26 protein-coding genes and 1 riboswitch are annotated in these 24157 nt (G+C 62.4%); of the genes, 16 read left to right on the top strand and 10 right to left on the bottom strand.

Features of this window, described 5'->3' with window-relative positions; translation table 11 throughout:
* The first annotated feature begins 6 nt into the window (after positions 1–6).
* Together HKX24_RS14770 and murJ are read left to right on the top strand one after the other, a co-directional pair.
* On the top strand, positions 7–558 hold the full coding sequence (locus HKX24_RS14770; RefSeq protein ID WP_271692360.1) for a CHAP domain-containing protein: 552 nt from the start codon (positions 7–9) through the stop codon (positions 556–558).
* 110 nt (positions 559–668) lie between these two features.
* Positions 669–2210, top strand: coding sequence for a murein biosynthesis integral membrane protein MurJ (murJ, locus tag HKX24_RS14765; RefSeq protein ID WP_271692361.1), 1542 nt, complete (start codon positions 669–671; stop codon positions 2208–2210).
* Here murJ and HKX24_RS14760 read toward each other — a convergent pair.
* Positions 2207–2893 carry a rhomboid family intramembrane serine protease gene (locus HKX24_RS14760; RefSeq protein ID WP_271692362.1) on the bottom strand — a complete coding sequence of 229 codons (687 nt, stop codon included), beginning with the start codon at positions 2891–2893 and terminating at the stop codon, positions 2207–2209. The two genes, murJ and HKX24_RS14760, sit on opposite strands and share 4 nt — an antisense overlap.
* A gap of 75 nt (positions 2894–2968) precedes the next feature.
* Here HKX24_RS14760 and trpS point away from each other — a divergent pair, with 75 nt between their 5' ends.
* The 4 genes from trpS to HKX24_RS14740 all read left to right on the top strand — a co-directional run bounded on the left by trpS (position 2969) and on the right by HKX24_RS14740 (position 6610).
* On the top strand, positions 2969–3985 hold the full coding sequence (gene trpS / locus HKX24_RS14755) for a tryptophan--tRNA ligase (RefSeq protein WP_209217007.1): 1017 nt from the start codon (positions 2969–2971) through the stop codon (positions 3983–3985).
* Positions 3986–4196: 211 nt separating this feature from the next.
* Positions 4197–5303: a class II histone deacetylase gene (locus tag HKX24_RS14750; RefSeq protein ID WP_271692363.1), complete on the top strand. Its 1107-nt coding sequence runs from the start codon at positions 4197–4199 to the stop codon at positions 5301–5303.
* Between the two features lie 9 nt (positions 5304–5312).
* Positions 5313–5885 (top strand): nitroreductase family protein, encoded by a 573-nt coding sequence (locus tag HKX24_RS14745; RefSeq protein ID WP_276154077.1) that lies wholly within the window; start codon positions 5313–5315, stop codon positions 5883–5885.
* A complete protein-coding gene (locus HKX24_RS14740; RefSeq protein ID WP_271692365.1) occupies positions 5876–6610 on the top strand; it encodes an EI24 domain-containing protein in 735 nt (244 codons plus the stop codon). The genes HKX24_RS14745 and HKX24_RS14740 overlap by 10 nt, the downstream gene beginning before the upstream one ends.
* Here the strand turns inward: HKX24_RS14740 and HKX24_RS14735 are convergent.
* Together HKX24_RS14735 and mce are read right to left on the bottom strand one after the other, a co-directional pair.
* Positions 6543–6836: a DUF1467 family protein gene (locus tag HKX24_RS14735; protein ID WP_271692366.1), complete on the bottom strand. Its 294-nt coding sequence runs from the start codon at positions 6834–6836 to the stop codon at positions 6543–6545. The two genes, HKX24_RS14740 and HKX24_RS14735, sit on opposite strands and share 68 nt — an antisense overlap.
* A gap of 2 nt (positions 6837–6838) precedes the next feature.
* Complete coding sequence (gene mce / locus HKX24_RS14730; protein WP_271692367.1) at positions 6839–7243, bottom strand: methylmalonyl-CoA epimerase; 405 nt, start codon at positions 7241–7243, stop codon at positions 6839–6841.
* 126 nt (positions 7244–7369) lie between these two features.
* On the opposite strand from mce, the gene HKX24_RS14725 reads away from it, so the two are divergent.
* A complete protein-coding gene (locus HKX24_RS14725) occupies positions 7370–8089 on the top strand; it encodes a response regulator (RefSeq protein ID WP_209219794.1) in 720 nt (239 codons plus the stop codon).
* Positions 8090–8098: 9 nt separating this feature from the next.
* Here HKX24_RS14725 and HKX24_RS14720 read toward each other — a convergent pair whose 3' ends face one another.
* On the bottom strand, positions 8099–8821 hold the full coding sequence (locus tag HKX24_RS14720; RefSeq protein WP_271692368.1) for a GNAT family protein: 723 nt from the start codon (positions 8819–8821) through the stop codon (positions 8099–8101).
* Positions 8822–8970: 149 nt separating this feature from the next.
* On the opposite strand from HKX24_RS14720, the gene HKX24_RS14715 reads away from it, so the two are divergent.
* From HKX24_RS14715 to HKX24_RS14700, 4 genes are all read left to right on the top strand, one after another.
* Positions 8971–9144: a hypothetical protein gene (locus HKX24_RS14715; protein WP_271692370.1), complete on the top strand. Its 174-nt coding sequence runs from the start codon at positions 8971–8973 to the stop codon at positions 9142–9144.
* A gap of 57 nt (positions 9145–9201) precedes the next feature.
* Positions 9202–9678 carry a hemerythrin domain-containing protein gene (locus HKX24_RS14710; protein WP_067261510.1) on the top strand — a complete coding sequence of 159 codons (477 nt, stop codon included), beginning with the start codon at positions 9202–9204 and terminating at the stop codon, positions 9676–9678.
* A gap of 112 nt (positions 9679–9790) precedes the next feature.
* Positions 9791–10423, top strand: coding sequence for an MT-A70 family methyltransferase (locus HKX24_RS14705; RefSeq protein WP_067261508.1), 633 nt, complete (start codon positions 9791–9793; stop codon positions 10421–10423).
* Positions 10407–11138, top strand: a complete 732-nt coding sequence (locus tag HKX24_RS14700; RefSeq protein WP_271688922.1) for a BglII/BstYI family type II restriction endonuclease — start codon at positions 10407–10409, stop codon at positions 11136–11138. Before HKX24_RS14705 ends, HKX24_RS14700 begins: the two co-directional genes overlap by 17 nt.
* Positions 11139–11167: 29 nt before the next feature.
* Here the strand turns inward: HKX24_RS14700 and aspS are convergent, their stop codons facing one another.
* From aspS to urtA, 6 genes are all read right to left on the bottom strand, one after another.
* Complete coding sequence (aspS, locus tag HKX24_RS14695; protein ID WP_271692371.1) at positions 11168–12943, bottom strand: aspartate--tRNA ligase; 1776 nt, start codon at positions 12941–12943, stop codon at positions 11168–11170.
* A 158-nt stretch (positions 12944–13101) separates the two neighbouring features.
* On the bottom strand, positions 13102–13797 hold the full coding sequence (gene urtE / locus HKX24_RS14690) for an urea ABC transporter ATP-binding subunit UrtE (RefSeq protein WP_271692372.1): 696 nt from the start codon (positions 13795–13797) through the stop codon (positions 13102–13104).
* Entirely contained in the window at positions 13784–14539 is a 756-nt protein-coding gene (gene urtD / locus HKX24_RS14685; protein ID WP_271692373.1) for an urea ABC transporter ATP-binding protein UrtD, read from the bottom strand. Before urtD ends, urtE begins: the two co-directional genes overlap by 14 nt.
* Positions 14536–15717: an urea ABC transporter permease subunit UrtC gene (gene urtC, locus HKX24_RS14680; RefSeq protein WP_271692374.1), complete on the bottom strand. Its 1182-nt coding sequence runs from the start codon at positions 15715–15717 to the stop codon at positions 14536–14538. Before urtC ends, urtD begins: the two co-directional genes overlap by 4 nt.
* A 3-nt stretch (positions 15718–15720) precedes the next feature.
* The gene (gene urtB, locus HKX24_RS14675; protein ID WP_276154076.1) at positions 15721–17649 is read right to left on the bottom strand and encodes an urea ABC transporter permease subunit UrtB; all 1929 of its coding nucleotides are present in this window, start codon (positions 17647–17649) and stop codon (positions 15721–15723) included.
* A 76-nt stretch (positions 17650–17725) separates the two neighbouring features.
* A complete protein-coding gene (gene urtA / locus HKX24_RS14670) occupies positions 17726–19012 on the bottom strand; it encodes an urea ABC transporter substrate-binding protein (protein ID WP_168613474.1) in 1287 nt (428 codons plus the stop codon).
* A gap of 355 nt (positions 19013–19367) precedes the next feature.
* On the opposite strand from urtA, the gene HKX24_RS14665 reads away from it, so the two are divergent.
* The 5 genes from HKX24_RS14665 to HKX24_RS14645 all read left to right on the top strand — a co-directional run bounded on the left by HKX24_RS14665 (position 19368) and on the right by HKX24_RS14645 (position 24002).
* On the top strand, positions 19368–20447 hold the full coding sequence (locus HKX24_RS14665) for a GTP-binding protein (RefSeq protein WP_271692377.1): 1080 nt from the start codon (positions 19368–19370) through the stop codon (positions 20445–20447).
* Between the two features lie 25 nt (positions 20448–20472).
* Positions 20473–20687: riboswitch (cobalamin riboswitch) on the top strand.
* Between the two features lie 119 nt (positions 20688–20806).
* The gene (locus HKX24_RS14660; protein WP_271692378.1) at positions 20807–21214 is read left to right on the top strand and encodes a DUF1636 domain-containing protein; all 408 of its coding nucleotides are present in this window, start codon (positions 20807–20809) and stop codon (positions 21212–21214) included.
* Positions 21211–21993 carry an ABC transporter ATP-binding protein gene (locus tag HKX24_RS14655; protein ID WP_271692379.1) on the top strand — a complete coding sequence of 261 codons (783 nt, stop codon included), beginning with the start codon at positions 21211–21213 and terminating at the stop codon, positions 21991–21993. The genes HKX24_RS14660 and HKX24_RS14655 overlap by 4 nt, the downstream gene beginning before the upstream one ends.
* A 14-nt stretch (positions 21994–22007) precedes the next feature.
* Positions 22008–22943, top strand: a complete 936-nt coding sequence (locus HKX24_RS14650) for an ABC transporter substrate-binding protein (protein WP_271692381.1) — start codon at positions 22008–22010, stop codon at positions 22941–22943.
* A gap of 78 nt (positions 22944–23021) precedes the next feature.
* A complete protein-coding gene (locus tag HKX24_RS14645) occupies positions 23022–24002 on the top strand; it encodes an iron ABC transporter permease (RefSeq protein WP_271693858.1) in 981 nt (326 codons plus the stop codon).
* Positions 24003–24157 lie beyond the last annotated feature (155 nt).

Here is a 24157-nt window from a genome sequence, read left to right as displayed (position 1 = left end):
GGACATATGAGCGTGACACGCGCCGCACCGCCGAACCGGGGCCTGATGGCCCTTTGCGCCACACTTCTTCTCACGGCAGCCTGCGCCAATGCGCCTGACCTCCCGCAGACCTATGATTTCGGCGGCATCGATCCCCAGCGGCATTTCATGGCCGTGCAGACCGCCAAAGACATGCGCGCCAAGGGCCAGCGCGTTTGGTGCGTGCCCTTCGCCCGCAATGTCAGCGGCATCCAGATTCGCGGCAATGCGGAGACATGGTGGGGCAAGGCCAAGGGGCTTTACCCGCGCGGCGATGATCCCGTCGTCGGTGCTGTGATGGCCTTCAGCGCCACCCGCTCCATGCCGATGGGCCATATCGCTGTGGTTTCCGATATCGTCTCACCCCGCGAAATCCGGGTGGATCACGCCAATTGGAAGCGCAACGAAGTGTCGCTGAAAATGGCCGTGATTGACGTGTCCGACGACAACGACTGGTCCGCCGTCCGCTTGGAAAGCCAGCCCGGCGCCTTTGGCAGCACCTATCCGATCAACGGGTTCATCTACCCCACGGGGGGATAAGCGCCGGCTTGCCAAAGCGGCGGGCGGGGCCATTCAGCACCGCTCACCGCGATTGCACCGGATGAGCGCCCGCGCTAGGGATCACCGCAGCGCAATTTAAGGCTCCTCCGATGAAACCTATCCGTCTTATGTCCGGCTTTTTCACTGTCGGGGTCTGGACCCTGCTGAGCCGTGTGCTTGGCTTCCTGCGCGAAGTGCTGCTGCTGTCGCTCATCGGGCCCGGCCCTGTCATGGACGCTTTCGTCGCCGCCTTTCGCCTGCCCAATATGTTCCGCCGCTTCTTTGCCGAGGGCGCGTTCAACGCGGCCTTCGTGCCGATGTTCGCCAAAAAGCTGGAGGGGGAGGAAGGCGCCGGGACATTCGCCCGCGATGCGTTTAACGGCCTATCGTTGGCGGTGCTGGCGCTGACCGCTTTGGGCATGATTTTCATGCCCGGTCTGGTCTGGCTGACTGCCGAAGGTTTCGTCGGAGACCCGCGCTTTGACATGACGGTCGCCTTTGGCCGCATCGCCTTTCCCTATATCCTCTGCATGTCGCTCTCGGCGCTGTTCTCAGGCATCCTCAACGCCACCGGGCGCTTTGCCGTGGCCGCCGCAGCACCGGTGCTCTTGAACATCTTCGTCATCGCCGCCATGACCTTTGCCGCGCTTACCGGGGGCGAAGTGGCGCTTTGGCTGATCTGGTCGATCCCCGTCGCCGGTGTGGCACAGCTGGCGCTGACATGGCGCGCCGCGGCCCAAGCGGGTTTCCCGCTGCGCCCCTCCCGCCCGCGCTGGACCCCCGACATGCGCGCGATGATCGTCATTGCCCTGCCCGCTGCGCTGGCCTCGGGCGTGATGCAGATCAACCTCGTGGTCGGGCAATTGGTGGCCAGCCAATATGACAAGGCCGTCTCATGGCTCTTCGCCGCCGACCGCCTTTATCAACTGCCCTTAGGCGTGGTGGGCATCGCCGTGGGCATCGTGCTGCTGCCCGACCTGTCGCGCCGCCTGCGGGCCGGAGACGACGCAGGCGCGCAAACCGCGCTCAGCCGCGCCGCCGAGATTTCGCTGGCGCTGACGATCCCCTCGTCGGTCGCGCTGATCGTGATCCCCTTCGCGCTGGTCACCGTGCTGTTCGAGCGCGGCGCCTCGGGCGTCGATGACACCGCCGCGATTGCCACGGCGGTAATGGTTTACGGCCTCGGCCTGCCCTCCTTCGTGCTGCAAAAAATCCTGCAACCGGTCTATTTCGCGCGCGAAGACACCCGCCGCCCCTTCCATTTCGCTGTGATCGCCATGGTGGTGAACGCAGCGCTCGCCATCGGCCTTGCCCCCTTCATCGGCTGGATCGCCCCGGCGGTCGCCACGACGCTGGCGGGCTGGGCGATGTTTGCCTGCCTCGCCATCGGCGCACGGCGCTTTGGCGACGCCGTTAAATTCGACGCGCGGTTTCACAAACGCATCTGGCGCATCCTCATCGCCTCTGTCGCCATGGGCGGCGCGCTCTGGCTGGGCAATGCTGCGCTGCAACCGATGCTTGGCCTGCCGTGGTGGCGCGGGCTGGCGCTGGTGCTGCTGCTTATCATCGCGGCACTCAGCTACTTCGGTGTCGGCCAGCTGATCGGCGCATTCCGCCTGTCGGAGTTCAAATCGGCAATGCGGCGCGGTTAACGCTGCTGCAACCGCGCCCGCAGTCGCGCCCATTCCCCGGGCGCGACCAGAAAGCTCAGCCCGAAACCACAGATGAACCCGGCCAGTTCCGCCACCCAGAGAAAGCCAGTCTCGAAAAACATACCCCAGAACAGCTGCAACCCCATCAGCAGCCCGATCAGCGTAAAGGCCTGATACTGCGGCCCGCCCGAGCCCAGCAACCGCCGCCACATCACGAAACTATAGCCGCCGATCAGCCCGTAAACATTGGGATAGGCCCCGGCGAGCCAAACCGGATCGTTCAATAGCGCGCCGTAAACCAACGCCCCGCCAATGCCCGACAGCACGAAGATCACCAGAAAGGCCAGTTGCCCCATCGCCTCGGCCACCATCTTGCCCAGAGCCAATAGCAGCACCACGGCAAAGATCGCATGGGTAAAGCCCAGATGGATGAAGGGGTAAGTCACCACCCGCCAGATATGTTCGATCGGGTACTGGCCTGCCCCGATCATCGCGTCAAAGATCAGCCCCGAAAAGCCAAAGTCGCGCACCAGCGCTAGTCGCCAGCCTACGGCAGCGGGGCCACCCACCAGCCCGGCCTCGGCCAAAGAGAGCACCACCTCGACCCCGGCGATGGCCAGAAACAGAATGACAACCGCGGGCGGCAGCGGGTTCACGGGGGGCTGGAGGTCTGGGTCTTGCATGGGCGCTCCTTGACGGGGTTCGCGGCCAGAAGTAAGCCTGCCGCGCAAGACTTTCCAGCCCAGAGGTGCCTCCAGATGTCCGAGACCCAATTCACCCCGCGCGTGTTTTCCGGCATTCAGCCCTCGGGCGACCTGCATCTGGGCAACTACCTCGGCGCGCTGAAACGGTTCGCCGATGCGCAGGAAAAGGGCGTGCAATCGATCTACTGCATGGTGGACCTGCATGCGATCACGGTCTGGCAAGACCCGGCGGACCTGAAGAAAAGCACCCGCGAGCTCTGCGCCGGTTTCATCGCCTCGGGCATCGACCCTGAAAAATCCATCCTAATCAACCAAAGCCAAGTGCCTGAGCACGCGCAGCTGGCTTGGGTCTTCAACTGCGTCGCGCGCATGGGCTGGATGGGGCGCATGACCCAGTGGAAGGACAAGGCCGGCAAAAACGCCGAAGCCGCTTCGCTGGGCCTTTTCGCCTACCCCGCGCTGATGGCCGCCGACATCCTGATCTACCACGCCACCCATGTGCCGGTGGGCGAGGACCAGAAACAGCACCTTGAGCTGACCCGCGACATCGCCGCGAAGTTCAACCACGACTACGGCGTCGACTTCTTCCCGCTCACCGAACCGGTGATCGAAGGCGCGGCCACCCGCGTCATGTCCCTGCGCGACGGGTCCAAGAAAATGTCGAAGTCCGACCCCTCGCCCGCGAGCCGCATTAACCTGACCGACGATGCCGACACGATCGCCAAGAAGTTCCGCAAGGCCAAGACCGACCCCGACGCCCTCCCGTCCGAGGCTGAGGGCCTGAAGGACCGCCCCGAGGCGCGCAACCTCGTGAACATCTACGCCGCCCTCAGCGACCAATCCGTCGATCAGGTGCTGGCGGAAGTCGGCGGCCAGCAATTCGGCACCTTCAAGCCTGCGCTGGCGGAACTGGCCGTCTCCAGAATGGGCCCGATCACCGCCGAAATGCAGCGCCTGATGGCCGACCCGGCCGAGATCGACCGCATCCTCGCCCGCGGTGCGGAACAAGCGCGCGAGATCACCGCCCCGATCCTCAAACGCACCTATGAGATCGTCGGCATGGTCGGCTAACCACCAAAACCCCTAGCGCCCCCCAAAGGCGCTAGGGCCACCCCAAGCCCTACGATTTCCACCCAAAGCGCCCCCCTCCCCCCCTTCATCCTTTCTCAAATACCAAATCCCGCACCCACCTCACGCGCCACCGCCCGCGTGAGCCCCCCGCGCCATGGACAATCCCGCCGCCCTGCGCCACCTTCCCCGCAAGGATGAAGGGGAGCACAAGATGACCACAGGTTTTTTCTGGGACGAACGCTGCTTTTGGCACGCAGGGGGCAACTACGTCTTTACCATGCCGGTGGGCGGGCTGGTGCAGCCCCTCGCCGCCGGGGGCCTGCCGGAAAACCCCGAGACCAAGCGCCGGATGAAGAACCTGATGGAGGTGACCGGGCTCTTCGCCGAACTCGACACCCGCAACGCTGCCCCCGCAAGCCGTGAGGCCTTGGCGCGGGTGCATCCCGAAACCTATCTTGATGACTTCAAACGCCTCTCGGATGCGGGAGGTGGTGAGTTGGGCCATGCGGTGCCCTTCGCCCGTGGCGGCTATGAACTGGCGGCGCTCTCTGCCGGGCTGTCCATCGCCGCCGTCGATGCCGTGGCGCGGGGCGAGCTTCAGAACGCCTATGCCCTCAGCCGCCCGCCGGGGCACCACTGCCTGCCGGACCTGCCCAACGGTTTCTGCCTTCTCGCCAATATCGCCATCGCCATTGAGGCCGCGCAGGCCAAGGGGCTGGCAAAGCGCGTCGTTGTGCTGGATTGGGACGTGCATCACGGCAATGGGACCGAGGCGATCTATTATGACCGCGATGACGTGCTGACCATCTCGCTCCACCAAGAGGGGAATTACCCCATCGACACCGGCGGCCTGACGGAGCGCGGACGCGGGGCGGGCGAAGGCTATAACATCAACCTGCCGATGCACGCAGGCTCGGGCCATACCGCCTATCTTCATGCGATGGACCGCGTTGTGATCCCGGCGATCGAGGCTTTCGCCCCCGACATGATCATCGTCGCCTGCGGCTATGACGCGGCGATCATCGACCCGCTGGCGCGAATGCAGGCCACCGCCGAAACCTTTGCCGAGATGACCAAACGCATCCGCAGCACCGCCGAGCGGCTTTGCGATGGCAAGCTGGTGCTGGTGCATGAGGGCGGCTATTCCGAGGCCTATGTCCCCTTCTGCGGCCATGCCACCATCGCCGCGCTGAGCGGCAGCGCGATTGACGCGCCGGACCCGATGGCGCGGTCGCTGAATGCGCGCCAACCCTCGCCCGCCTTTGATGCCTTCCTCCGCCAGTCGATTGACGATATGGCGCAGCAACTGGACCTGTGAGAGACCCCGATGCCCGTAGCTGATCCTTCCGCCCTCGCCTTTTTGCAAAACCGCCGCTCGCGCCCGGCCAAGACGCTGGGCCTGCCGGTGCCCGATGCCGAGGCCCTGCGCCCGCTTCTGACCGCCGCTGCGCGCACGCCGGATCATGGCAAGTTGGAGCCCTGGCGTTTCGTGGTCATCGACCGTGCCGCGATGGCGCGTTTGGCAGGTGTGGTAGAGACACGCGGCGCGGCGCTTGGCCTTGGGGCCGAGGATATCGCCAAGGGGCGTGGCCAGTTCGATCAGGGCAACCTTGCCGTGGCGGTGATCGAGGTGCAAAAGCCCTCTCTCAAAATTCCGCCGCTGGAGCAGACCTATTCCGCCGGGGCGGTTTGCCTCGCGCTTCTGAATGCCGCCCTCGCCGCAGGCTGGGGCGCCAATTGGCTGAGCGGTTGGCCCGCCCATGACCGGGGCTTTATGGAAGAGGGCTTGGCCCTCGCCCCGCATGAGCGCATCGCGGGCATCATTCACATCGGCACCGAAACCACCGCCCCGCCGGAGCGTCCGCGCCCGGACATCGGTGGGATCACCACATGGCTGTAAACGCGATCCTCAGGTCATTCACCCGCGCGCTTGGCCAATTGGGCGATGCGCGCTTTCGCAAGGTGGTGCTCTTGGGCGTGGGCCTGTCGCTGGCGCTGCTGATCGCGGCCACAGCGGGCTTTGCCTATCTGGTGGATTGGGTCACCCCCGAAGACGCTTGGCTGCCCGTGCTGGGCGAGGTCAACTGGCTCGACGATCTGCTGAGCTGGAGCGCGCTGATCCTGCTCATGGTGCTTTCGGTCTTCCTGATGGTGCCCGTGGCCTCGGCGATCACCTCGATGTTTCTCGATGAGGTGGCAGATGCGGTGGAAGAGGTGCACTACCCGCACTTGCCCCCCGCGAACCAAGTCGGCATGGGCGACGCCATCCGCGACACGGTCAATTTCATGGGCGTGTTGGTAGGGGCGAACCTGCTGGCGCTGGTGCTCTACCTGCTCTTCGCCCCGGCGGCGCTGTTCATCTTCTGGGGGCTGAACGGGTTTCTGCTGGGGCGGGAGTATTTCACCCTCGCCGCGCTGCGCCGCCACGGGCGGGACGAGACCAAGCGCCTGCGTCGCCGCCATGCGGGCACGATCTGGATGGCCGGGGTGCTGATGGCGGTGCCGCTTTCGGTGCCGCTGCTGAACCTGCTGATCCCGATCCTAGGGGCGGCGACCTTTACCCACCTGTACCATGCGTTGGTGCCGCATTCGGATGCAGCCAGCCTTCGATATCCGCCACGCTGATCCAGCCCGACAGAATGATCGTCGCGCTGATCGCCCAGATGATCGCGGCGACCAGCGTGGTCCACAGCGCCTTGCGGCCCAGATGATGCTGCTCGGGCGCGCCCGCGTGGGTGCCCGGCACCACCTCGCCCGCGTCGCCTTGGGTTTGCACGCGGATCGGCAGGGCGATCATGAAGGTCATCGACCAGATGACGGCAAAGAGGACGAGCCCCGAAACGATCCCCATGATCAGACCTCCTCAAGCTCGACGAGCGCGCCGTTGAAATCCTTGGGGTGCAGGAACAGCACCGGCTTGCCATGGGCGCCAATCTTCGGCTCGCCCGAGCCCAAGACACGCGCGCCGGTGGATTTCAGATGGTCCCGCGCGGCGAGGATGTCTTCGACCTCATAGCAGATGTGGTGGATGCCGCCTGCGGGGTTCTTTTCCAGAAAGCCGTTGATCGGGCTGTCTTCGCCCAAGGGGTGCAGCAATTCGATCTTGGTATTCGGCAGTTCTATGAAGATCACGGTCACCCCGTGGTCCGGTTCGGCCTGTGGCGCGCCGACCTCGGCACCAAGCGCGTGGCGATACTGATCCGCCGCCGCTTCGAGATCCGGCACCGCGATGGCCACATGGTTAAGACGTCCGATCATCCTAAATGCTCCTCGTGATTTGCCAGCTTTATGCCCGCCGCCCCGGTAAACAACAATGCGTCACGTTAACGCGTCATTAGCCAACGCGGCGTAACGATGGCGCTGCAGTTGTTGTTGGAGGCGATGATGGACGATACCGACCCCTTTGAAAGACCGACCCTCACCCCCACGGCGGAGCGGCCATTGCTGGGCCTTACCGTTCTGGTGGTGGAAGACAGCCGTTTCGCCTGTGAGGCGATGCGCCTGCTCTGCCTGCGCTCCGGCGCGCGGATCAGACGGGCGGATTGCCTGCGTTCGGCCCGGCGGCATTTGCAGGTTTACCGCCCCAGCGTGGCGCTCGTCGACCTTGGCCTGCCCGATGGCAGCGGGTTGGACCTGATTGCCGAACTGATGCAAAGCACACCGCGGGTCGAGGCGATCATCGCCATCTCCGGCGACAGCCATATGGAGCCTGACGCCCGCGCGGCGGGGGTGGATGGGTTCCTGTCCAAGCCGATCACCTCGCTGTCCTCCTTTCAGCAAGCCATCCTCGCCGCGCTGTCCGACGACCGCCGCCCCCGGGGGCCGCGCATCCTGCCGGATGAGGATGTCACCCCCGACCGGATCGGTTTCCAAGATGACATTGCCCATATCGCTGACGTGCTGGGGGACGCGCCCGACAATCAAACGCTGGATTACGTCGCGCAATTCCTGTGCGGGGTGGCCCGTTCGGCCAATGACCAACGTTTGGAAGAAGCTGCCCGCGCCTTGGCCCATAAACGCGCCCTGGGCCAACCTGCGGGGCCAGAGACCGCAGCCATCACCGGGATGATCCAGCACCGCCTTGCTGAAAAGCTGGCGATCTAGCCTGACGGGTTAAAGCGTCGGATCCCCCGCCACCCGGACAAGGCGGGTCAGATCGCCAAGCCGCTCTTTCTGCTGCCCCTGCCCGTCGAAATTGCCGGGGGCAAGCCAGACCTCGAACGCCTCTTTCAGCGCGGGCCATTCCGTGTCGATCGCGGCGAACCAAGCCGTGTCGCGATTGCGCCCTTTGACGATGGTCGCCTGCCGAAAGACGCCCTCATAACTCAGCCCCAGACGCTGCGCCGCGCGGCGCGACGGACGGTTCAGCGCATCGCACTTCCACTCGAACCTGCGATAGCCCGCCTCAAAGGCCCATTGCATCATCAGGAATATCGCCTCGGTCGCCGCCGGGGTCCGCTGAAGCGCGGGGCTAAAGTTGATATGGCCCACTTCGATACTGCCCGCCTCGGGCTTGATCCGCAGGAAACTCGCCACGCCGAGCCATTGATCCCGCGCGCGGTCCTTTACGGCCATGAAATAGGGATCGGCCTTTTCCGCATTGTCGCGCACCCAGCGGTGGTACTGCGCCGCCGAAGAGAATGGCCCGTAGGGCAGATAATCCCAAACGTGATCCTCCCCCACATAGGCGGGGTAAAGCAGCGCCGCGTGTTTCTCGGCCGAAAGCGGTTCCAACACTACATGACGGCCGGTGAGCACCTCACCCCCCGGGCGCGGCGGCTCGGACCAATTCTCGACAAGGGGCCCAACGGGGCGCGGATCAGATTTACTGTTCATGGAAAAGTTATGCACCGGCGTTTTCGAGCCGCCAAGCTGAATAAACTTGAAATAATCGCATCAGACCCCAGTCTTGGCCCCCAAGCTACACATTGATGCCACAATCAGCCTTCAGCATCGTCGCAACCGCAAAGGCCCGGGAGGGTGAGATGAGCCAGCAGCACGCCAAAGACAGCGCGACACCCGCAAAGCCGGTCGACTGGATCGTTGTGGGCGCGAATGCGCTTGGGCTGGTCGTCGTCGCATTGGCAGCATTTCACGCGCAAACCGGCGGGCTGTTTCAAGAGGTTGCCAGCCAAGCGGCGCAGGGCACGGTCTTCTAAGGCGGGAACCTGCCGGTGGCTGCGGCGTTAGCCACAGGTAACACCAAAGGATTTCCCATGCCCTCTATCTATGACGCGATCAAAGAAGATCATGATGAACACCGCGCCCTGTTGAACACCATCGCTGACACCGAAGGCGATAGCGCCGAGCGCCGCAAAGCTTGGGACCGCTTTTACCATGACGTGAAATCCCACGCCGCCGCCGAGGAAGAGACCTTTTATTCCACGCTGATGTCCGAAACATGGGGCCAAGATCACGCCCGCCATTCGGTGCATGAGCACCAACAGCTTGACGACATCATGGAGGAATTGCGCGAAACCGATATGTCCTCGTCGGCTTGGCTGACTCGTTTCAAGCAGCTCAAGCATGATTACGAACATCACATGGACGAGGAAGAAGACGAGCTTTTCACCCGCGCCAAGAAGGTCATCGGTGAGGAACAGAACGACGCCTTCGGCGACAAGTTCCTGAAGCGTAAGGAAAAGGAAGCCAAACTCATCGAGGAAAAGCGCGAAGACAGCCTTGAGGATTGACCCAAGCCGCTTTTCCCTGCTAAATGTGTTCCCTTAACGTTCTTGTGGATATCCAGCCCCGCCGGGCAGGTTGCGGTTGCAAGAAAGCCCGAGGGAACGCAATATATTGGATATGAGCGATAATCCATCACAAGACCTACGCGACTTTCTGGGCAAAGACCGGTTTGGATGCGTCATGGCGGACCCGCCGTGGCGCTTTACCAACCGCACCGGAAAGGTCGCGCCCGAGCATAAGCGCTTGGCCCGTTATCCCACGATGACGGTTGAGGATATCTGCGCCCTGCCCGTGGCCGATCACCTCGAAGACCGCGCGCATTGCTACATGTGGGTGCCAAATGCGCTCCTGCCCGAAGGGTTGCAGGTGCTCAAGGCTTGGGGGTTTGAGTATAAATCCAACATCATTTGGCACAAAATCCGAAAGGATGGCGGCAGTGATGGGCGTGGCGTGGGGTTTTACTTCCGCAATGTGACCGAGATTTTGCTGTTCGGCGTGCGTGGTAAGAACGTGCGCACGCTCGACGCCGGGCGGCGGCAGGTGAACATGCTGCAAACCCGCAAGCGCGAGCATTCGCGCAAGCCGGATGAGCAATATGACCTGATCGAAAGCTGCTCTTGGGGCCCCTACCTCGAACTCTTCGGGCGTGGCGTGCGCGAGGGTTGGACCGTTTGGGGCAATCAGGCCGAGGCGGATTACAAGCCCGATTGGAAGACCTACAGCTACAATTCCAGTGTCGCGGCTGAGTAATCTGGCGCGGCGCATCGACGACGCGGTTTTCGACGACGAAAGGCTTGTCGAAGACCTGCTGCCCGTCGATCTGCGCGACCGCTATTCCGTCACCAGCTACCGCAGCGCCGCCGCCGTGCTGCAACAACGCGCGCCCGAGGAATTGGCCGCGATCATCCGGGTGCTGCGCCAATTCACCATCAGCCGCGATGAAATCCGCGCGCCGGGGGGCAACCGCATGTCGGCCACCACCCGTTTCGCGCAATATGCGGCAGCCGAGAATTTCCACGAAGAGGTGCGCATCAAGGCCGACCTGCTGGTGCAGCTCACCGCGGGCAAGGGCGACAGCGCGCCGGAGGTTGACCGCATCATCCGCGAAGACTTCATCCACAATCATATGGTCGATTTCTGGCGCGGCCGGGTGGCGTTCGACTATGAGTGGAACAGCAAGGACCAGACCTACGACCGCGACCTATACGCCTTTCGCAGCTTCTTTGAAGCGGGGGTGATCGACGTGGGAGTCATCGTGACGCGCGAACTGTCGAACGACTTTTTCAAATCGCTCGGCAATTGCTTGGACAAATTCGGCAATGAGACCGACAAGACCGTCAGCGCGAAATTCGGGGCCAGCACCACCGGCACCCACAAGCTGATCAGCCGCATCGCCGCCGGGCGCAGCGGCGGCTGCCCGGTTCTGGTGCTGGGCATCCTACCGGGCAATATCACCCCCGACTGAGCCGGGGGCGAGGTTTCATTCAGACAGGATCACTCCTGCGGGATGACCCGCAGCCCCAGTTCCATCAGCTGATCGCTGCTGGGCTCGGAGGGGGCGTTCATCATCAGGTCTTCGGCGCGCTGGTTCATCGGGAAGAGGATGACTTCGCGGATGTTCTGCTCTTCGGCCAGCAGCATGACGATCCGGTCGATGCCCGCGGCACAGCCACCGTGGGGCGGCGCGCCGTATTGGAAGGCGTTGACCATGCCGCCAAAGCGCTTGCGCACCTCGTCTTCGCCGTAGCCCGCGATCTCAAACGCTTTGAACATGATCTCGGGCTTGTGGTTCCGGATCGCGCCCGAAACCAGCTCGTAGCCGTTGCAGGCGAGGTCATATTGATAGCCCAGCACCTTGAGCGGATCGCCCTCCAGCGCTTCCATCCCGCCTTGGGGCATGGAGAAGGGGTTGTGTTCGAAGTCGATCTTGCCGGTCTCTTCGTCGCGCTCATAAATCGGGAAATCCACGATCCATGCAAAGGCGAAACGCTCTTTGTCGGTGAGGTTCAACTCCTCGCCGATGACGTTACGCGCGCGGCCTGCGACGGCCTCAAAGCTCTTCGGCTTGCCGCCGAGGAAGAAGGCCGCGTCGCCGACGCCCAGACCCAACTGCTGGCGGATCGCCTCAGTGCGCTCAGGCCCGATGTTCTTGGCCAGCGGGCCTGCCGCCTCCATTCCGTTGCCCTGATCGCGCCAGAAGATATAGCCCATCCCGGGCAGCCCTTCCTTCTGCGCGAAGGCGTTCATGCGGTCGCAGAACTTGCGGCTGCCGCCTGTGGGCGCGGGAATGGCGCGGATTTCCGTACCCTCTTGCTCAAGCAGTTTGGCAAAGATCGCGAAGCCGGAATCTCGGAAATGCTCGCTCACCACCTGCATCTTGATTGGGTTGCGCAGGTCAGGCTTGTCGGAGCCATACCACAGCGCGGCGTCCTTGTAGGAAATCTGCTCCCAAGTCTCGTCGACCTTCTTGCCGCCGCCGAACTCTTCGAAGATGCCTGCGATCACCGGCTGGATCGTGTCGAAGACGTCCTGCTGCGTGACAAAGGACATCTCCATGTCGAGCTGGTAGAAATCGGTGGGCGAGCGGTCGGCGCGCGGGTCTTCGTCGCGGAAGCAGGGTGCGATCTGGAAGTATTTGTCAAAGCCCGAAACCATGAGCAGCTGTTTGAACTGCTGCGGCGCCTGTGGCAGGGCGTAGAACTTGCCCGGATGCAGACGCGACGGCACGAGGAAGTCGCGCGCGCCCTCGGGGGAGGAGGCGGTGATGATCGGCGTCTGGAACTCGCGGAAGTTCTGATCCCACATGCGCTTGCGGATCGAGGCCACCACGTCAGAGCGCAGCGCCATGTTCTTTTGCATCTTCTCACGGCGCAGGTCGAGGTAGCGATAGCGCAGACGTGTCTCCTCGGGGTATTCCTGATCGCCGAAGACCTGAAGCGGCAGTTCCGCGGCAGAGCCCAAGATTTCGATGTCGCGCGCGTAGACTTCGATCTCGCCCGTGGGCAACTTGGGGTTCACAAGGCTCTCGTCGCGCGCCTTGACGGTGCCGTCGATGCGCACACACCACTCCGCGCGGACCTTTTCCATCTCGGCGAAGGCCGGGCTGTCGGGGTCGCAGATCACCTGCGTGATGCCGTAATGGTCGCGCAGGTCCAGAAACAGCACACCGCCGTGGTCCCGCACCCGGTGCACCCAGCCGGACAGGCGCACATTGTCACCCTTGTTCTCAAGGCTCAGATCGGCACAGGTATGGCTGCGATAGGCGTGCATGATGGTCCCTTCCTAGGGCTATTTCAGGTTTCGCGCAGGTACACCGTTTGACGGTCGGGAAGTCAAGACTTTGCTGCCACGCGCCCCCACAATAATAGGAGGTTTCCGCGCCTGGACCCTCAGCCTGGGTCCTGCGCGATCCCGCTTTGAAGGGTCAGCTAGAGCGCAAGCGCATCCAAAAGCTGCTCTCTTTTCGCTTCTGCCTTTGGGATCGATTGGGTGATCTGGCCGCGCTGCATGACGTGGAAATGATCCGCGTTGTTATAGGCAAAATCAAAGTTCTGCTCGACCAGCACGATGGCCAACTCCCCCCGATCGCGCAGAAGCCGGATGGTGCGGCCAATCATCTGGATGATATTGGGCTGAATCCCCTCGGTGGGTTCGTCCAACAGCAGCACGCTGGGCCGCGCGATAAGTGCGCGGGCAATGGAAAGCTGCTGTTGTTGCCCGCCAGACAGGTCCCCCCCGCGCCGGGTCTTCATCTCAGCGAGCACGGGGAACAGATCAAAGATATCATCCGGGATCCTGCGCTCGGACTTGGGCAAGCAAGCAAAGCCCGTCTCAAGGTTCTCTTGCACGGTCATCAGCGGAAAAATCTCACGCCCCTGCGGCACATATCCGACGCCCGCCTTGGCCGAGAGTGCCGCACGCCCCGGTTGCAATTCCACGCCATTAAGCCTGATCGCCCCGTCTGAGAAAGGATGCCGCCCGGCGATGGCTTTGAGCAGGCTTGTCTTGCCGACCCCATTCGTGCCGGTCACACAGGTCACCTGCCCCACGGGGGCGTTCAAGGTGATGTCATGAAGGATCTGGGATTGCCCGTATTTCAGGCTCAGGTTCTCAATCTCCAGCATCGGTGCGCCCCAAATAAACGTCAATTACAGTCTGATTGTTGGTCACATGATCCAGTGACCCTTCGGCCAGCACCGATCCTTCGTGCAATACGGTCACCTTGCAGTTCAGCCGCCGCACGAACTCCATATCATGCTCCACCACGATAACGGCGCGGGTCTCGGCCGCCTTTTTCAGGATGTCGGTGGTGTGCTCGCGCTCATGCGCGGTCATGCCCGCGGCGGGCTCATCCACCAGCAGCAGGCACGGTGATTGCGCAAGCAGCATCCCAATCTCCAGCCATTGTTTTTGCCCGTGGCTCAACTCTCCGGCAGGGCGGGAGAGATGTGCGGTCAGGTTAATCTCATCGGCGATCTGTTCAAGTCGCGCCGCCCCCTCGGCACTTTTGCGATAAAACAGGACCGAGAAGGTGCCCCGCGGGTTCTTGAGCGCCATGGCAAGGTTTTCGCGCACGCTTTGCGCCTCGAAAACCGTGGGCTTTTGAAACTTGCGTCCGATCCCCAGCATGGCGATCTGGCTTTCCGACAGGCCGATGAGCGAGCGGCTGTCTTCGCCGAAACGAATATAGCCCTCATCCGGCTTCGTCTTGCCGGTGATGATGTCCATAAAGGTAGTTTTGCCCGCCCCGTTGGGGCCGATAACGGCCCGCAATTCGGGCTCGCCAATCTGAAGGCTGAGGTTCTTGATCGCCTGAAACCCGTCAAAGGATTTCGAGATTCCGGACATTTCCAAAAGAGAAGTCATGACTTGCGCACCAGTTTATCAAAGAGGCCGCCGATGCCCTTGGGCGCAAACAGCGTGATAAGTACAAAGCTGAGACCAAGCAGCACCAGCCACCAGTCGACCCAATGGATCGTATAGACCCCCAGATCGATGCTGGGCGCGCCGCCCCCCGTGAACCAACTGGACAGGAGCGAGACCACCGCCGCCCCGATGACCGCCCCGTAAAGCCGCCCTCGCCCGCCAATGGCGACCCAGACCGCGAGATAGATTGAGGCAATGGGCGCGATCTCAGCCGGGTTGATGATGCCCGCCTGCGGGTAATAGAGCGCGCCCGCGATGCCTGCGACAATGGCGGTGATGGTAAAGACGAACAGCTTATAGCTCTCAACATGATAGCCGAGGAAACGGACGCGCGATTCATCGTCGCGGATGGCTTGGATGATATTGCCCAGCTTGCTGTCGGTGATCCAAGCGAAGAACAGATAGCCCAATGCGAGCGCCAAGGCAGAGGCGAGAAAGAAGACGATTGAGACCACGTCTTGCCCACTATCGGCGAAACCGGGGATGTTTTGTAGGCCCGACAGGCCGTTGTTGCCCCGCAGCCCGCTGTCGTTCTGGAAGAGGTAAAGCGCCAGCGCGAGTGTCATGGCTTGGGTTAGGATCGACAGGTAGACCCCATTGACGCGGCTGCGGAAGGCAAGCCAGCCAAAGACCAGTGCCAGCGCGCCGGGGATCAGCACGACGAAGGCCAATTGAATCCACAGACTGTCCGCAAAGGCCCAGATCAGCGGAAAGTCGGATGAGCCGACAACCCCGAAAATCTGGTTTCCGATGGCGTCCGATATCTCCTGCGGCGTGGGCGGGATGGTCTGACCGGCGAGGCTGTCGGCCACGATAATCTCGGTGCGCGCATACATGAGCCACATCCCGATAGCGTAGCCCCCGATCCCGAAAAAGGCGAAATGCCCAAGGCTGAGGATGCCACAATACCCCCAGACCACATCCATTGCGATGGCCACAAGGCACAGGCAAAGGGTTTTGCCCAAGGTCTTGACGAAAGAGGTCGAGACAAGCCCGGTGCCCACCGCTTCGGACATCACCGTGACAAGGGCCGTGAACAGGCCCAGCGCGGCGAGGAAGTAGAGAACCGAAGGATTTCGCTCGATGAAGGAACTACGTTGGCTCTGCGTCTGGGTCATGGCTCAATCCGCCGCTGCCGGGCCTTTGGGGGCGACAATGCCCTTGGGCCGGAATTGAATGAACAGGATGATGAAAAGGATCATGTAGGTCTGGGCCGCCAGCGTGTTGGAGGGGTTCAACCACTCGATCCCCTTTTGCAGGAAGCCGATCAGCCCCGCGCCCGCCAGCGTGCCGAAGACCGATCCGACACCGCCCACCACGACGGTCATGAAGCTTTGCACGATGTAATTCGTGCCCATCTCAGAGGTGACCTGCGCATAAAGCCCGATGCCGACGCCCGCGACCCCGGCGATGCCGGAGCCCAGCCCGAAGGTCATCATGTTGATGCGATCCGGGTTGATCCCCATCGAGGCCGCCATGCCGGGGTTCTGCGTCACCGCGCGCACCTCCAAGCCAAGACGCGTGCGCTTGAGGATATACAGCAGCAAGAACAGAAAGATCAGCGCCAGCACAAATATGGCGATGCGGATGAAACTGATCTGAACCACATCCGAGATTACCAGCGCCCCGCGCAGCCATTCGGGCGATGTCAGCGGGCGGGCCTGCGTGCCAAAGATGTTCTTGGCGATCTGCTGCAGGGCGATCGAGATGCCGAAGGTCGCCAAGAGGGTTTCAAGCGGGCGATGGTAGAGATGGCGGATCACCAGCCGCTCCATCGCGACGCCCGCGCCAAAGGTGACAGCAAAGGCCAGCGGCAGCGCGATCAGAAGCGACACCGTGTAATCGGGAACGATGAGCTGCACCACATAGCCCGTATAGGCCCCCATCATGATAAACTCGCCATGGGCCATGTTGATGACCCCCATCTGCCCAAAGGTGATCGCGAGCCCAATCGCGGCGAGGAAATAGATCGAGGCCAGCGAAAGACCGTCGAGTGTCAAATCCAACGTCTGCGCCCAGCCAACCCGCGTTTCGACCGCGTCGAGCGTGGCGCGGGCCGCGCCGGTGATCGCGGCGTCCTCCTCTTCGTAGCGCTCATAAAAGACCGCGTTCTGCAAAGCGGTGTCGATATCATCCTGCGTTACCAGAGGCGGCACGCGGCCTGCCTCGGCAAGCGCGCGATAGGCATCCACACGCCGCGCCGGGTCATCCAATTGCGCCAGAGGGACGCCGCCCACCCGGCCATCGACGATATTGGCCTCCAGCGCCGCGCGTATCTCGCCTTGTGGCACGATTGCGGGGGCGAGGCCCGCCTCCACCAGCGTCTCATAACTTGCCGAGGGTGCTGCCGTGGGATCAAGAATGCGGGCGATGTTCCCCTCGGGCTGCTGTTCGGCCACGCCGGTCTTGGCCGAGAGGATCTGGCTCAGCACCGCCCGCGCTTCGAGGGAGGTGTCAGAGGAAAGGCTTTCAATCGCGCGGATGCGCTCATCAACCGCCTGCCCAAAGCGCGCGGTCAGGAAATTGGCCAATTGCTCCTTCCGGGCGCGCAGGGCGAGGTCATCCTCCCCGTCGAGGGAGGCCAGGAGCGGGCCAAGCTGGCTGGCATCGCTGCGGCGCGCGATGCTTTCAAGCGCGGCGCGGCGGCGCGCAGGGTCGGGATCGGACAGTTGAAACTGCACCAAGGCCGTGCCGATGACCCGCCGCACGCCGCCATTGGGGCGCAATTGGCTGAACCCATCCGAGGGCGCGGTGGCCTCCTCGCCCGTATCTATGTCGCGCAGCGCGAGTGTATCATCCGCCTCGGCCCCAAAGTAGAACAGGCCCGAGGTATCGTCTTGCCAGACGTTCCGCTCGGCCCATTGCTCCAGAAAGGCTGGCACCTGCGGCAGGCCCGAGGCCACCAGATCGTCCAATAGGACACCGACCGATTTACGCGAGGGTTTGACCACCTCTGCTTCGTGGGTCTGCAAAAGGGACTGGAGGTCCTGAGCGGATGCAAAACCGACAGAGGCCAGCAAGCACATCAGGCTGAGCAGCATTCGAACCATGAGGTATGGGGCTTTCGAAGAGGGAGTGGTCAAAGCGGATGCCGGGCACGGCTGAGGGCGCGCCCGGCTCTTGGGGTCAGTAGTTCGAAGTCAACTGAACGCAGGTCTCGGTCTCTTTGTTGTACATGCCGCATTCGAGGTCTTTCCAATCGGAGACCAGAACCGCCGATTCAGGCAGGAAATCCGTCCATGCATCGCCCGGCACTTCTTCGGTCTGGCTGATGATGTCGAATTGGCCGTCTTCGGTGATTTCACCGATCAACACAGGCTTGGCGAGGTGGTGATTGGGCAGCATGACAGCCGTTCCGCCGGTGAGGTTCGGGAACTCCTGCCCATACATCGCCGCACGCACCGCATCCACATCCGTGGTGCCTGCTTCAGTGACCGCGTTCACCCACATGTTGAAACCGATGTAATGCGCCTCCATCGGGTCATTGGTCACCCGGTCTTCGCCCATCGCCTCTTTCCAGGCGGCGACCCATTCGTCATTCTGCTCGGATTCAGCCGATTGGAAGTAGTTCCACGCCGCGAGATGGCCCACGAGGTCAGCGGTATCGAGGCCCGAAAGCTCTTCTTCCCCGACCGAGAAGGCGACGACCGGAATGTCATCGGCAGAGATGCCCGCCGCGGCCAGTTCTTTGTAAAAGCCGATATTCGCATCGCCATTGATGGTTGAGATCACGCCCACCTGCGAGCCATCCGCACCCAGTTCGACCACATCCGACACGATCGTGGACCAGTCGGAATGGCCGAAAGGCGTATAGTTGACGAAGATGTTCTCTTCGGGAATGCCCTTATCCAGCAGATATTGCTCAAGAATGTTGTTGGTGGTTCTGGGATAGACATAGTCAGTGCCCAGCAACGCGAATTTCTCGACGCCCAGTTCCTCAAGGAAATAATCGGTGGCCGGAATCGCCTGCTGGTTCGGGGCCGCACCGGTGTAGAACACATTGCGCGAGCTTTCCTCGCCCTCATACTGGACCGGGTAGAACATCAGGCCGTTCAGCTCTTCCAGAACGGGCAGCGCGGATTTGCGCGAGACCGAGGTCCAAGAGCCAAAGATGACATCCACCTCGGAGACGGTGAGAAGCTCACGCGCCTTTTCGGCGAACAGCGGCCAGTCCGAAGCCGGGTCAACGACGACCGCTTCGATCTCACATCCCAGCAAGCCGCCCGCGGCGTTCTGCTGCGCAATCAAAAGCTCCATCGTGTCTTTCAATGTCGTCTCGGAAATGGCCATCGTCCCCGAGAGGGAGTGCAGCACGCCAACCTTGATCGGATCGTCGCAGGCCGCAGCGGCGGCTGATCCTGCGAGCAGAAGGGCAGCGGTCGCCGTGACTGTGCGTTTGGTGGAAAATTTCATGACGGTATCCCCGTTTGGTGTGCGGAGGAGCAAAGACGCGATGATGCCTCTTCCACACAGCGTTTATTGTTATCGCGCGCGGATGCCCCCCTTGCCGGACAACTCCCTTGGCGCAGCCCCATAGCGAGGCCCCTGCAGCCTCAATTTCAGGGCGCGTTGCAACAAGCCCTAACCCGAGGTCGCTTTCTGCGGCGCAGCAACAACGCCCTTCGATTGGGCAATTTGAGGTGGACCTGCCAAAATTTGGGCGCTGAGCGCATGGATTTGGCAAGCTTGGGGCATCGGCCTACGGGTTGCACTATATATTGTAACGTTATAACGTTACGTAGATTGTCCATAGCAGAGCCCACAAACCATGCCCGCCACCGACAAACGCATCCCCGTCACCCTGCTGACCGGCTTCCTCGGCGCGGGGAAAACCACGCTGCTCAATCACATCGTCGCAAGCGAAGAGGCCCCCAAAATCGCAGTCGTCGTGAATGAATTCGGTGAGGCCGGGCTTGACCACGATCTGATCGAAACCGCCGACGAAGAGGTCATTCTCATGCAATCGGGCTGTCTGTGCTGCTCGATCAGGGGGGATCTGTCGCGAACGCTGCAAGACCTCAAGCGCCGTAAGCAAACGTGGCGTGTGCAATTCGACCGCGTTGTGATCGAGACGACGGGGCTGGCCGATCCCGGCCCCATTCTCCAGACCTTCTTGGCCGATCCCTATCTGGCCCGCAAATTCCACGTGGACGGGGTTGTGACGGTCGTCGATGCCGCGAATGGGCCGGACACGCTGGATCAGCAGTTCGAAGCCGTCTCGCAGGTGGCGATGGCCGATCTGCTGGTGCTCAGCAAATCCGACTTGGTGACCCAGCAAGCGCTTGCCGCCTTTGAAGGCAGGCTGCGCGACCTTAATCAAACGGCGCGCATCATCAAGGCCGAAAGCGGGCTTATCCCGGCTGCATCGCTCTGGGGGCTCAGCGGTATGCGGCGGGCGGTTGATGCGAGCAACGTTATGGAATGGCTCACGCCCGTCGAGAAGTCCGATCCGCTTGACAACCTCTCGGGCTTCGCCGCGCCCTCGGCATCCGCGCCTATGATGCAAACCCACCAACATGATGCGCGGATCGGGTCGGCCTCTATCGTGCTAGACGCACCGATCCCGGCCGAGGCTTTCGACCTTTGGCTCGACACGCTGGTCAGGCTGCGCGGGTCCGATCTTTTGCGGGTCAAAGGCATCGTGCATCTGGAAGACGTCCCCACCCCCTTTGTCTTTCACGGGGTGCAGCATCTTTTCGATCCGCCCGTCCCCCTGCGCGACTGGCCAAAGGACGACCAGCAGTCCCGCATCGTCGTCATCGCCCGCGACATGACCAACCCCGAACTGAACCGCAGCCTCGATATGCTGCGCGCCCGGCGCGATGGGCCTGAGCGACAGGCGGGATAGCAGCTTGACCCGGCATGGCTCTTGGGCCACAGATCATGGCGATGGTTTCCAGCCGCCGCAGCGGCGTCTGGGATGAAAAGGGAATACGGTAAGGCAAGCAGCGCGCGCCGAAACCGTAACTGCCCCCGCAACTGTGAGCGGTGAGCGACCCCGGCAAAACCACTGAGCTTTAGGCTTGGGAAGGTTCGGGCGAGCGTCGATCCGCGAGTCAGGAGACCTGCCATCACCGGCACCGAGAGGGTCGTAATTGCAACTCAACCCAGACGGGGTGTCTGGTTAGGAGAACATGATGGCGACAGGGAAACTCCCCTGCTGTAGAACATGGCTGCTCGATCCCCCGCGCGTTCGCGGAGGTCGACATGGATACGCATCAAAACCACAGGATTACGGTTTGCACGTCATGCAAACACAAAGGCACGGATTGCCGCCCGGGCTTTGACCTAATCCAGAGGCTGAGCGCCGCAATCGCGGCAGCCGGCGCGGCGATCCCTGAGGATTTCGAGGTCGCGGGCGTGGCCTGTATGGCGGGCTGCGAACGCCCCTGCACGGTGGCCTATCATGCCAGCGCAAAGGCGACCTACCTCTTTGGTGATATCGACCCTGACGAAGACATCGACGACCTTGTGGCCTTCGCCCAGCACTATGCCACACTGAATGACGGCTGGTGCTCTTCGCTGGACCGCCCCGGCAAACTGCGCAAATCCACCCTTGCGCGGGTGCCCGCGGCGATGATCGAGCTGAAACCCAGCCACCTGCGCGTCTCATGAGGGCCGCCGATCTTGCGGTAAAGGATGTAAGCTGGGCGCCGGGAAAATCGGGCCAGCCGGTTCTACACCCGACGTCCTTTAACGTCGCAGCGGGTGGCGTTCTGGGTGTGTTGGGGCCGAATGGCGCGGGCAAATCCACCCTCTTGCGCCTGCTCTACCGTTTTCAACCGCCCCAAACGGGGTCAATCCATGTGGGCGGGCATAATATCTGGTCCCTCTCCGCCCGTGCCGCCGCGCGGCGCATCGCCGCCGTCTTGCAAGAACAGACGTCGTCCTTTGGGCTGACGGTCTTGGAGATCGTCCGCCTTGGCCGCACGCCTCATCGCGCGGCGTTTTCGACATCAAGCCGGAAAGACGAGGAGATCATCGACCGCGTCTTGGACCGGCTCAGCCTGCGCCCCCTCGCCCACCGCGATGTCGGCACCCTTTCGGGCGGGGAAAGGCAGCGCGTCATGGTCGCCCGCGCTTTGGCACAGGAGCCGCAGGTCTTGGTTCTGGACGAGCCGACCAACCACCTCGATATACGCCACCAACTTGAAATCGTGTCACTGATCCGCGGATTGAACATGACCATCGTCGTCTCGCTTCATGATCTCAATATGGCCGATGGCATCTGTGACGAGGTGCTGGTGCTGAAAGAAGGCTATCCGCAGGGCTTCGGCCCGCCAAATACGGTTCTGACCGATGATCTCGTCTCAAAAACATTTCGCGTCGACGCGCAGCGCGAGCGGCTCACCCCCAGCGGCGCGGCGCATTTCTCTTTTGCCCTTCCAGATTGAAACGGAAAACTCTTATGAAACTTACTCTCACCACCCTCGCCGCCCTGATGATCGCCGGATCGGCTATTGCCCAGACCACCGTTCAAAGCTGCGACCGCGAAGTCACCTTCGATCACCCGCCCCAAGCCGCGGTCGCCAATGACGTGAACCTGCTTGAGATGATGCTGGTGCTCGGCCTCGCAGACCGCATGGTGGGCTATACCGGCATCTCGGGCTGGAACAAACTGGACCAAGAGATGACCGCAGGTGTCGCGGCGCTGCCGGAACTGTCGTCGAAATACCCCTCGCGGGAGGTGCTGATCGGGGCGGATGCCGATTTCTTCTTTGCCGGTTGGAACTACGGCATGAAGGTCGGCGGCGAGGTGACGCCGGAAACGCTCGCCCCCTTCGGCATTCAAGTCTATGAACTCACCGAAAGCTGCATCCATATCGGTCAAAAAGCCCCATCCTCGATGGAGGATATGTATAACGATCTGCGCAATCTCGGCACGATCTTCGACGTCTCGGATCGCGCGGAAAGCTTGATCGAAGGCTACCAAGCCGAACTCGACGCATTCCTAGCGGCGCTGCCCCCGATTGAGACCGCCCCCCGGGTCTTTGTCTATGACAGCGGCGAAGATGTGCCCTTCACCGCCGGGGCCTATGCCATGCCGAACGCCTTGATCGAGGCCGCAGGCGGCACGAACATCATGAACGACCTTGAGAAAAGCTGGGCCACCGTCGGTTGGGAGGCCGTGGTCGCGCGCGATCCAGAAGTCATCGTGATCGTCAATTACGGCGAAGTCACCGCCGATCAAAAGCGCGCCTTCATGATGGAGAACCCCGCCTTCGCCGACATCGATGCCGTGCGCAACGACCGTTTCGTCGTGCTGGAATATGTCGAGGCCACGCCCGGCCCGCGCAACATCGAAGCGGTCAAAACCCTCGCCACCGCGTTTCGGGGGCAGTGAGCATTCATGACGTTTAAACCGCGATCGATAGCGCCTCGGAAACCCACGCGGGGGGTGTGGATCACTTGCCTGTTCGGCATGGCGATCCTGCTGGCATCGCTGTCGATTGCGGTGAGCGTGGGGGCCGTCGTGGTCCCCGTCGAAACCGTCTGGGGCATCTTGGCCAACAAGGCCGCCCCCGGCGCCGTGGCCGTGGACTGGTCCGCCGGGCGGGAGGCAATCGTCTGGAGCATCCGCCTGCCGAGAGCCATCCTTGCCTGTTTGGTCGGGGCGGGATTGGCGATCGTCGGCGCGAGCCTTCAGGCCGTCACCCGCAATCCGCTAGCAGACCCGCATCTGCTGGGCATCTCGGCAGGCGGCGCATTTGGCGCCATTCTGGCCCTGCTGCACACGGGGCTGTTCCTCGGAGGGCTGACCGTCCCCCTGCTCGCCTTCCTCGGCTCGCTCGGGGCGATATTGATCGTTCTTGCCGTCACGCAATTCGCGGCCGCCACCAGCGCCGACCGGCTGGTCTTGGCTGGCGTCGCCGTGTCCTTCATCGTCATGTCCGCTGCCAATGTGCTGATTTTTCTCGGCGATCCACGGGCCACACATACGGTCGTGTTCTGGATGCTCGGCGGCCTCGGCTTGGCAGGATGGGACAAACTCATCTACCCCGCCGTGATCCTGCTGGGCTGCGGCGCCTACCTCTGGCTCAGGTCCGGCCACCTGAACGCCATGACCGTCGGCGATGAAACCGCCACCACCCTCGGCATCCCCGTGGCGCGTTTCCGGCTCACAATCTTCGTCATCGGCGCCCTGATCACGGGGGTCATGGTCGCTTTCTCAGGGGTGATCGGCTTCGTCGGCCTGATGATCCCCCACATCGTGCGCCTAATGGTCGGCGGCGACTACCGCCGCCTGCTCCCTATCTCAGCCCTATGCGGCGCCGTGTTCCTTTTATGGGCGGACATCGTGGCCAGAACCATCATGGCCCCCGACGATATGCCCATCGGCATCGTTACGGGACTTATCGGCGGCGTGTTTTTCGTCTGGTTGCTGCGGCGCCAGATACGGTGAGGCGCATAACAATGAGAGACGCTGCAACGGTAATCCCCCCCGATCTTAAGGGGATGCGGAAGTAGAATTTTCTCGGCAGGATGAACGAGGAGATTCCGATGAAGAAGACACGTTTTACCGAGGCCCAGATCATGGCCGTACTGCGCCAGATGGAG

It is taken from the genome of Sulfitobacter sp. M85, from assembly GCF_029285915.1.
GTDB lineage: Bacteria > Pseudomonadota > Alphaproteobacteria > Rhodobacterales > Rhodobacteraceae > Sulfitobacter > Sulfitobacter faviae.
This window is presented reverse-complemented; position numbering and strand designations above follow the sequence as displayed.

Excerpts from the sequence above, each read along its gene's own strand:
- HKX24_RS14770 (WP_271692360.1), top strand. The coding sequence starts at position 7 with ATGAGCGTGACACGCGCCGCACCGCCGAACCGGGGCCTGATGGCCCTT.
- murJ (WP_271692361.1), top strand. The coding sequence starts at position 669 with ATGAAACCTATCCGTCTTATGTCCGGCTTTTTCACTGTCGGGGTCTGG.
- HKX24_RS14760 (WP_271692362.1), bottom strand. The coding sequence starts at position 2,893 with ATGCAAGACCCAGACCTCCAGCCCCCCGTGAACCCGCTGCCGCCCGCG.
- trpS (WP_209217007.1), top strand. The coding sequence starts at position 2,969 with ATGTCCGAGACCCAATTCACCCCGCGCGTGTTTTCCGGCATTCAGCCC.
- HKX24_RS14750 (WP_271692363.1), top strand. The coding sequence starts at position 4,197 with ATGACCACAGGTTTTTTCTGGGACGAACGCTGCTTTTGGCACGCAGGG.
- HKX24_RS14745 (WP_276154077.1), top strand. The coding sequence starts at position 5,313 with ATGCCCGTAGCTGATCCTTCCGCCCTCGCCTTTTTGCAAAACCGCCGC.
- HKX24_RS14740 (WP_271692365.1), top strand. The coding sequence starts at position 5,876 with ATGGCTGTAAACGCGATCCTCAGGTCATTCACCCGCGCGCTTGGCCAA.
- HKX24_RS14735 (WP_271692366.1), bottom strand. The coding sequence starts at position 6,836 with ATGGGGATCGTTTCGGGGCTCGTCCTCTTTGCCGTCATCTGGTCGATG.
- mce (WP_271692367.1), bottom strand. The coding sequence starts at position 7,243 with ATGATCGGACGTCTTAACCATGTGGCCATCGCGGTGCCGGATCTCGAA.
- HKX24_RS14725 (WP_209219794.1), top strand. The coding sequence starts at position 7,370 with ATGGACGATACCGACCCCTTTGAAAGACCGACCCTCACCCCCACGGCG.
- HKX24_RS14720 (WP_271692368.1), bottom strand. The coding sequence starts at position 8,821 with ATGAACAGTAAATCTGATCCGCGCCCCGTTGGGCCCCTTGTCGAGAAT.
- HKX24_RS14715 (WP_271692370.1), top strand. The coding sequence starts at position 8,971 with ATGAGCCAGCAGCACGCCAAAGACAGCGCGACACCCGCAAAGCCGGTC.
- HKX24_RS14710 (WP_067261510.1), top strand. The coding sequence starts at position 9,202 with ATGCCCTCTATCTATGACGCGATCAAAGAAGATCATGATGAACACCGC.
- HKX24_RS14705 (WP_067261508.1), top strand. The coding sequence starts at position 9,791 with ATGAGCGATAATCCATCACAAGACCTACGCGACTTTCTGGGCAAAGAC.
- aspS (WP_271692371.1), bottom strand. The coding sequence starts at position 12,943 with ATGCACGCCTATCGCAGCCATACCTGTGCCGATCTGAGCCTTGAGAAC.
- urtE (WP_271692372.1), bottom strand. The coding sequence starts at position 13,797 with ATGCTGGAGATTGAGAACCTGAGCCTGAAATACGGGCAATCCCAGATC.
- urtD (WP_271692373.1), bottom strand. The coding sequence starts at position 14,539 with ATGACTTCTCTTTTGGAAATGTCCGGAATCTCGAAATCCTTTGACGGG.
- urtC (WP_271692374.1), bottom strand. The coding sequence starts at position 15,717 with ATGACCCAGACGCAGAGCCAACGTAGTTCCTTCATCGAGCGAAATCCT.
- urtB (WP_276154076.1), bottom strand. The coding sequence starts at position 17,649 with ATGGTTCGAATGCTGCTCAGCCTGATGTGCTTGCTGGCCTCTGTCGGT.
- urtA (WP_168613474.1), bottom strand. The coding sequence starts at position 19,012 with ATGAAATTTTCCACCAAACGCACAGTCACGGCGACCGCTGCCCTTCTG.
- HKX24_RS14665 (WP_271692377.1), top strand. The coding sequence starts at position 19,368 with ATGCCCGCCACCGACAAACGCATCCCCGTCACCCTGCTGACCGGCTTC.
- HKX24_RS14660 (WP_271692378.1), top strand. The coding sequence starts at position 20,807 with ATGGATACGCATCAAAACCACAGGATTACGGTTTGCACGTCATGCAAA.
- HKX24_RS14655 (WP_271692379.1), top strand. The coding sequence starts at position 21,211 with ATGAGGGCCGCCGATCTTGCGGTAAAGGATGTAAGCTGGGCGCCGGGA.
- HKX24_RS14650 (WP_271692381.1), top strand. The coding sequence starts at position 22,008 with ATGAAACTTACTCTCACCACCCTCGCCGCCCTGATGATCGCCGGATCG.
- HKX24_RS14645 (WP_271693858.1), top strand. The coding sequence starts at position 23,022 with ATGGCGATCCTGCTGGCATCGCTGTCGATTGCGGTGAGCGTGGGGGCC.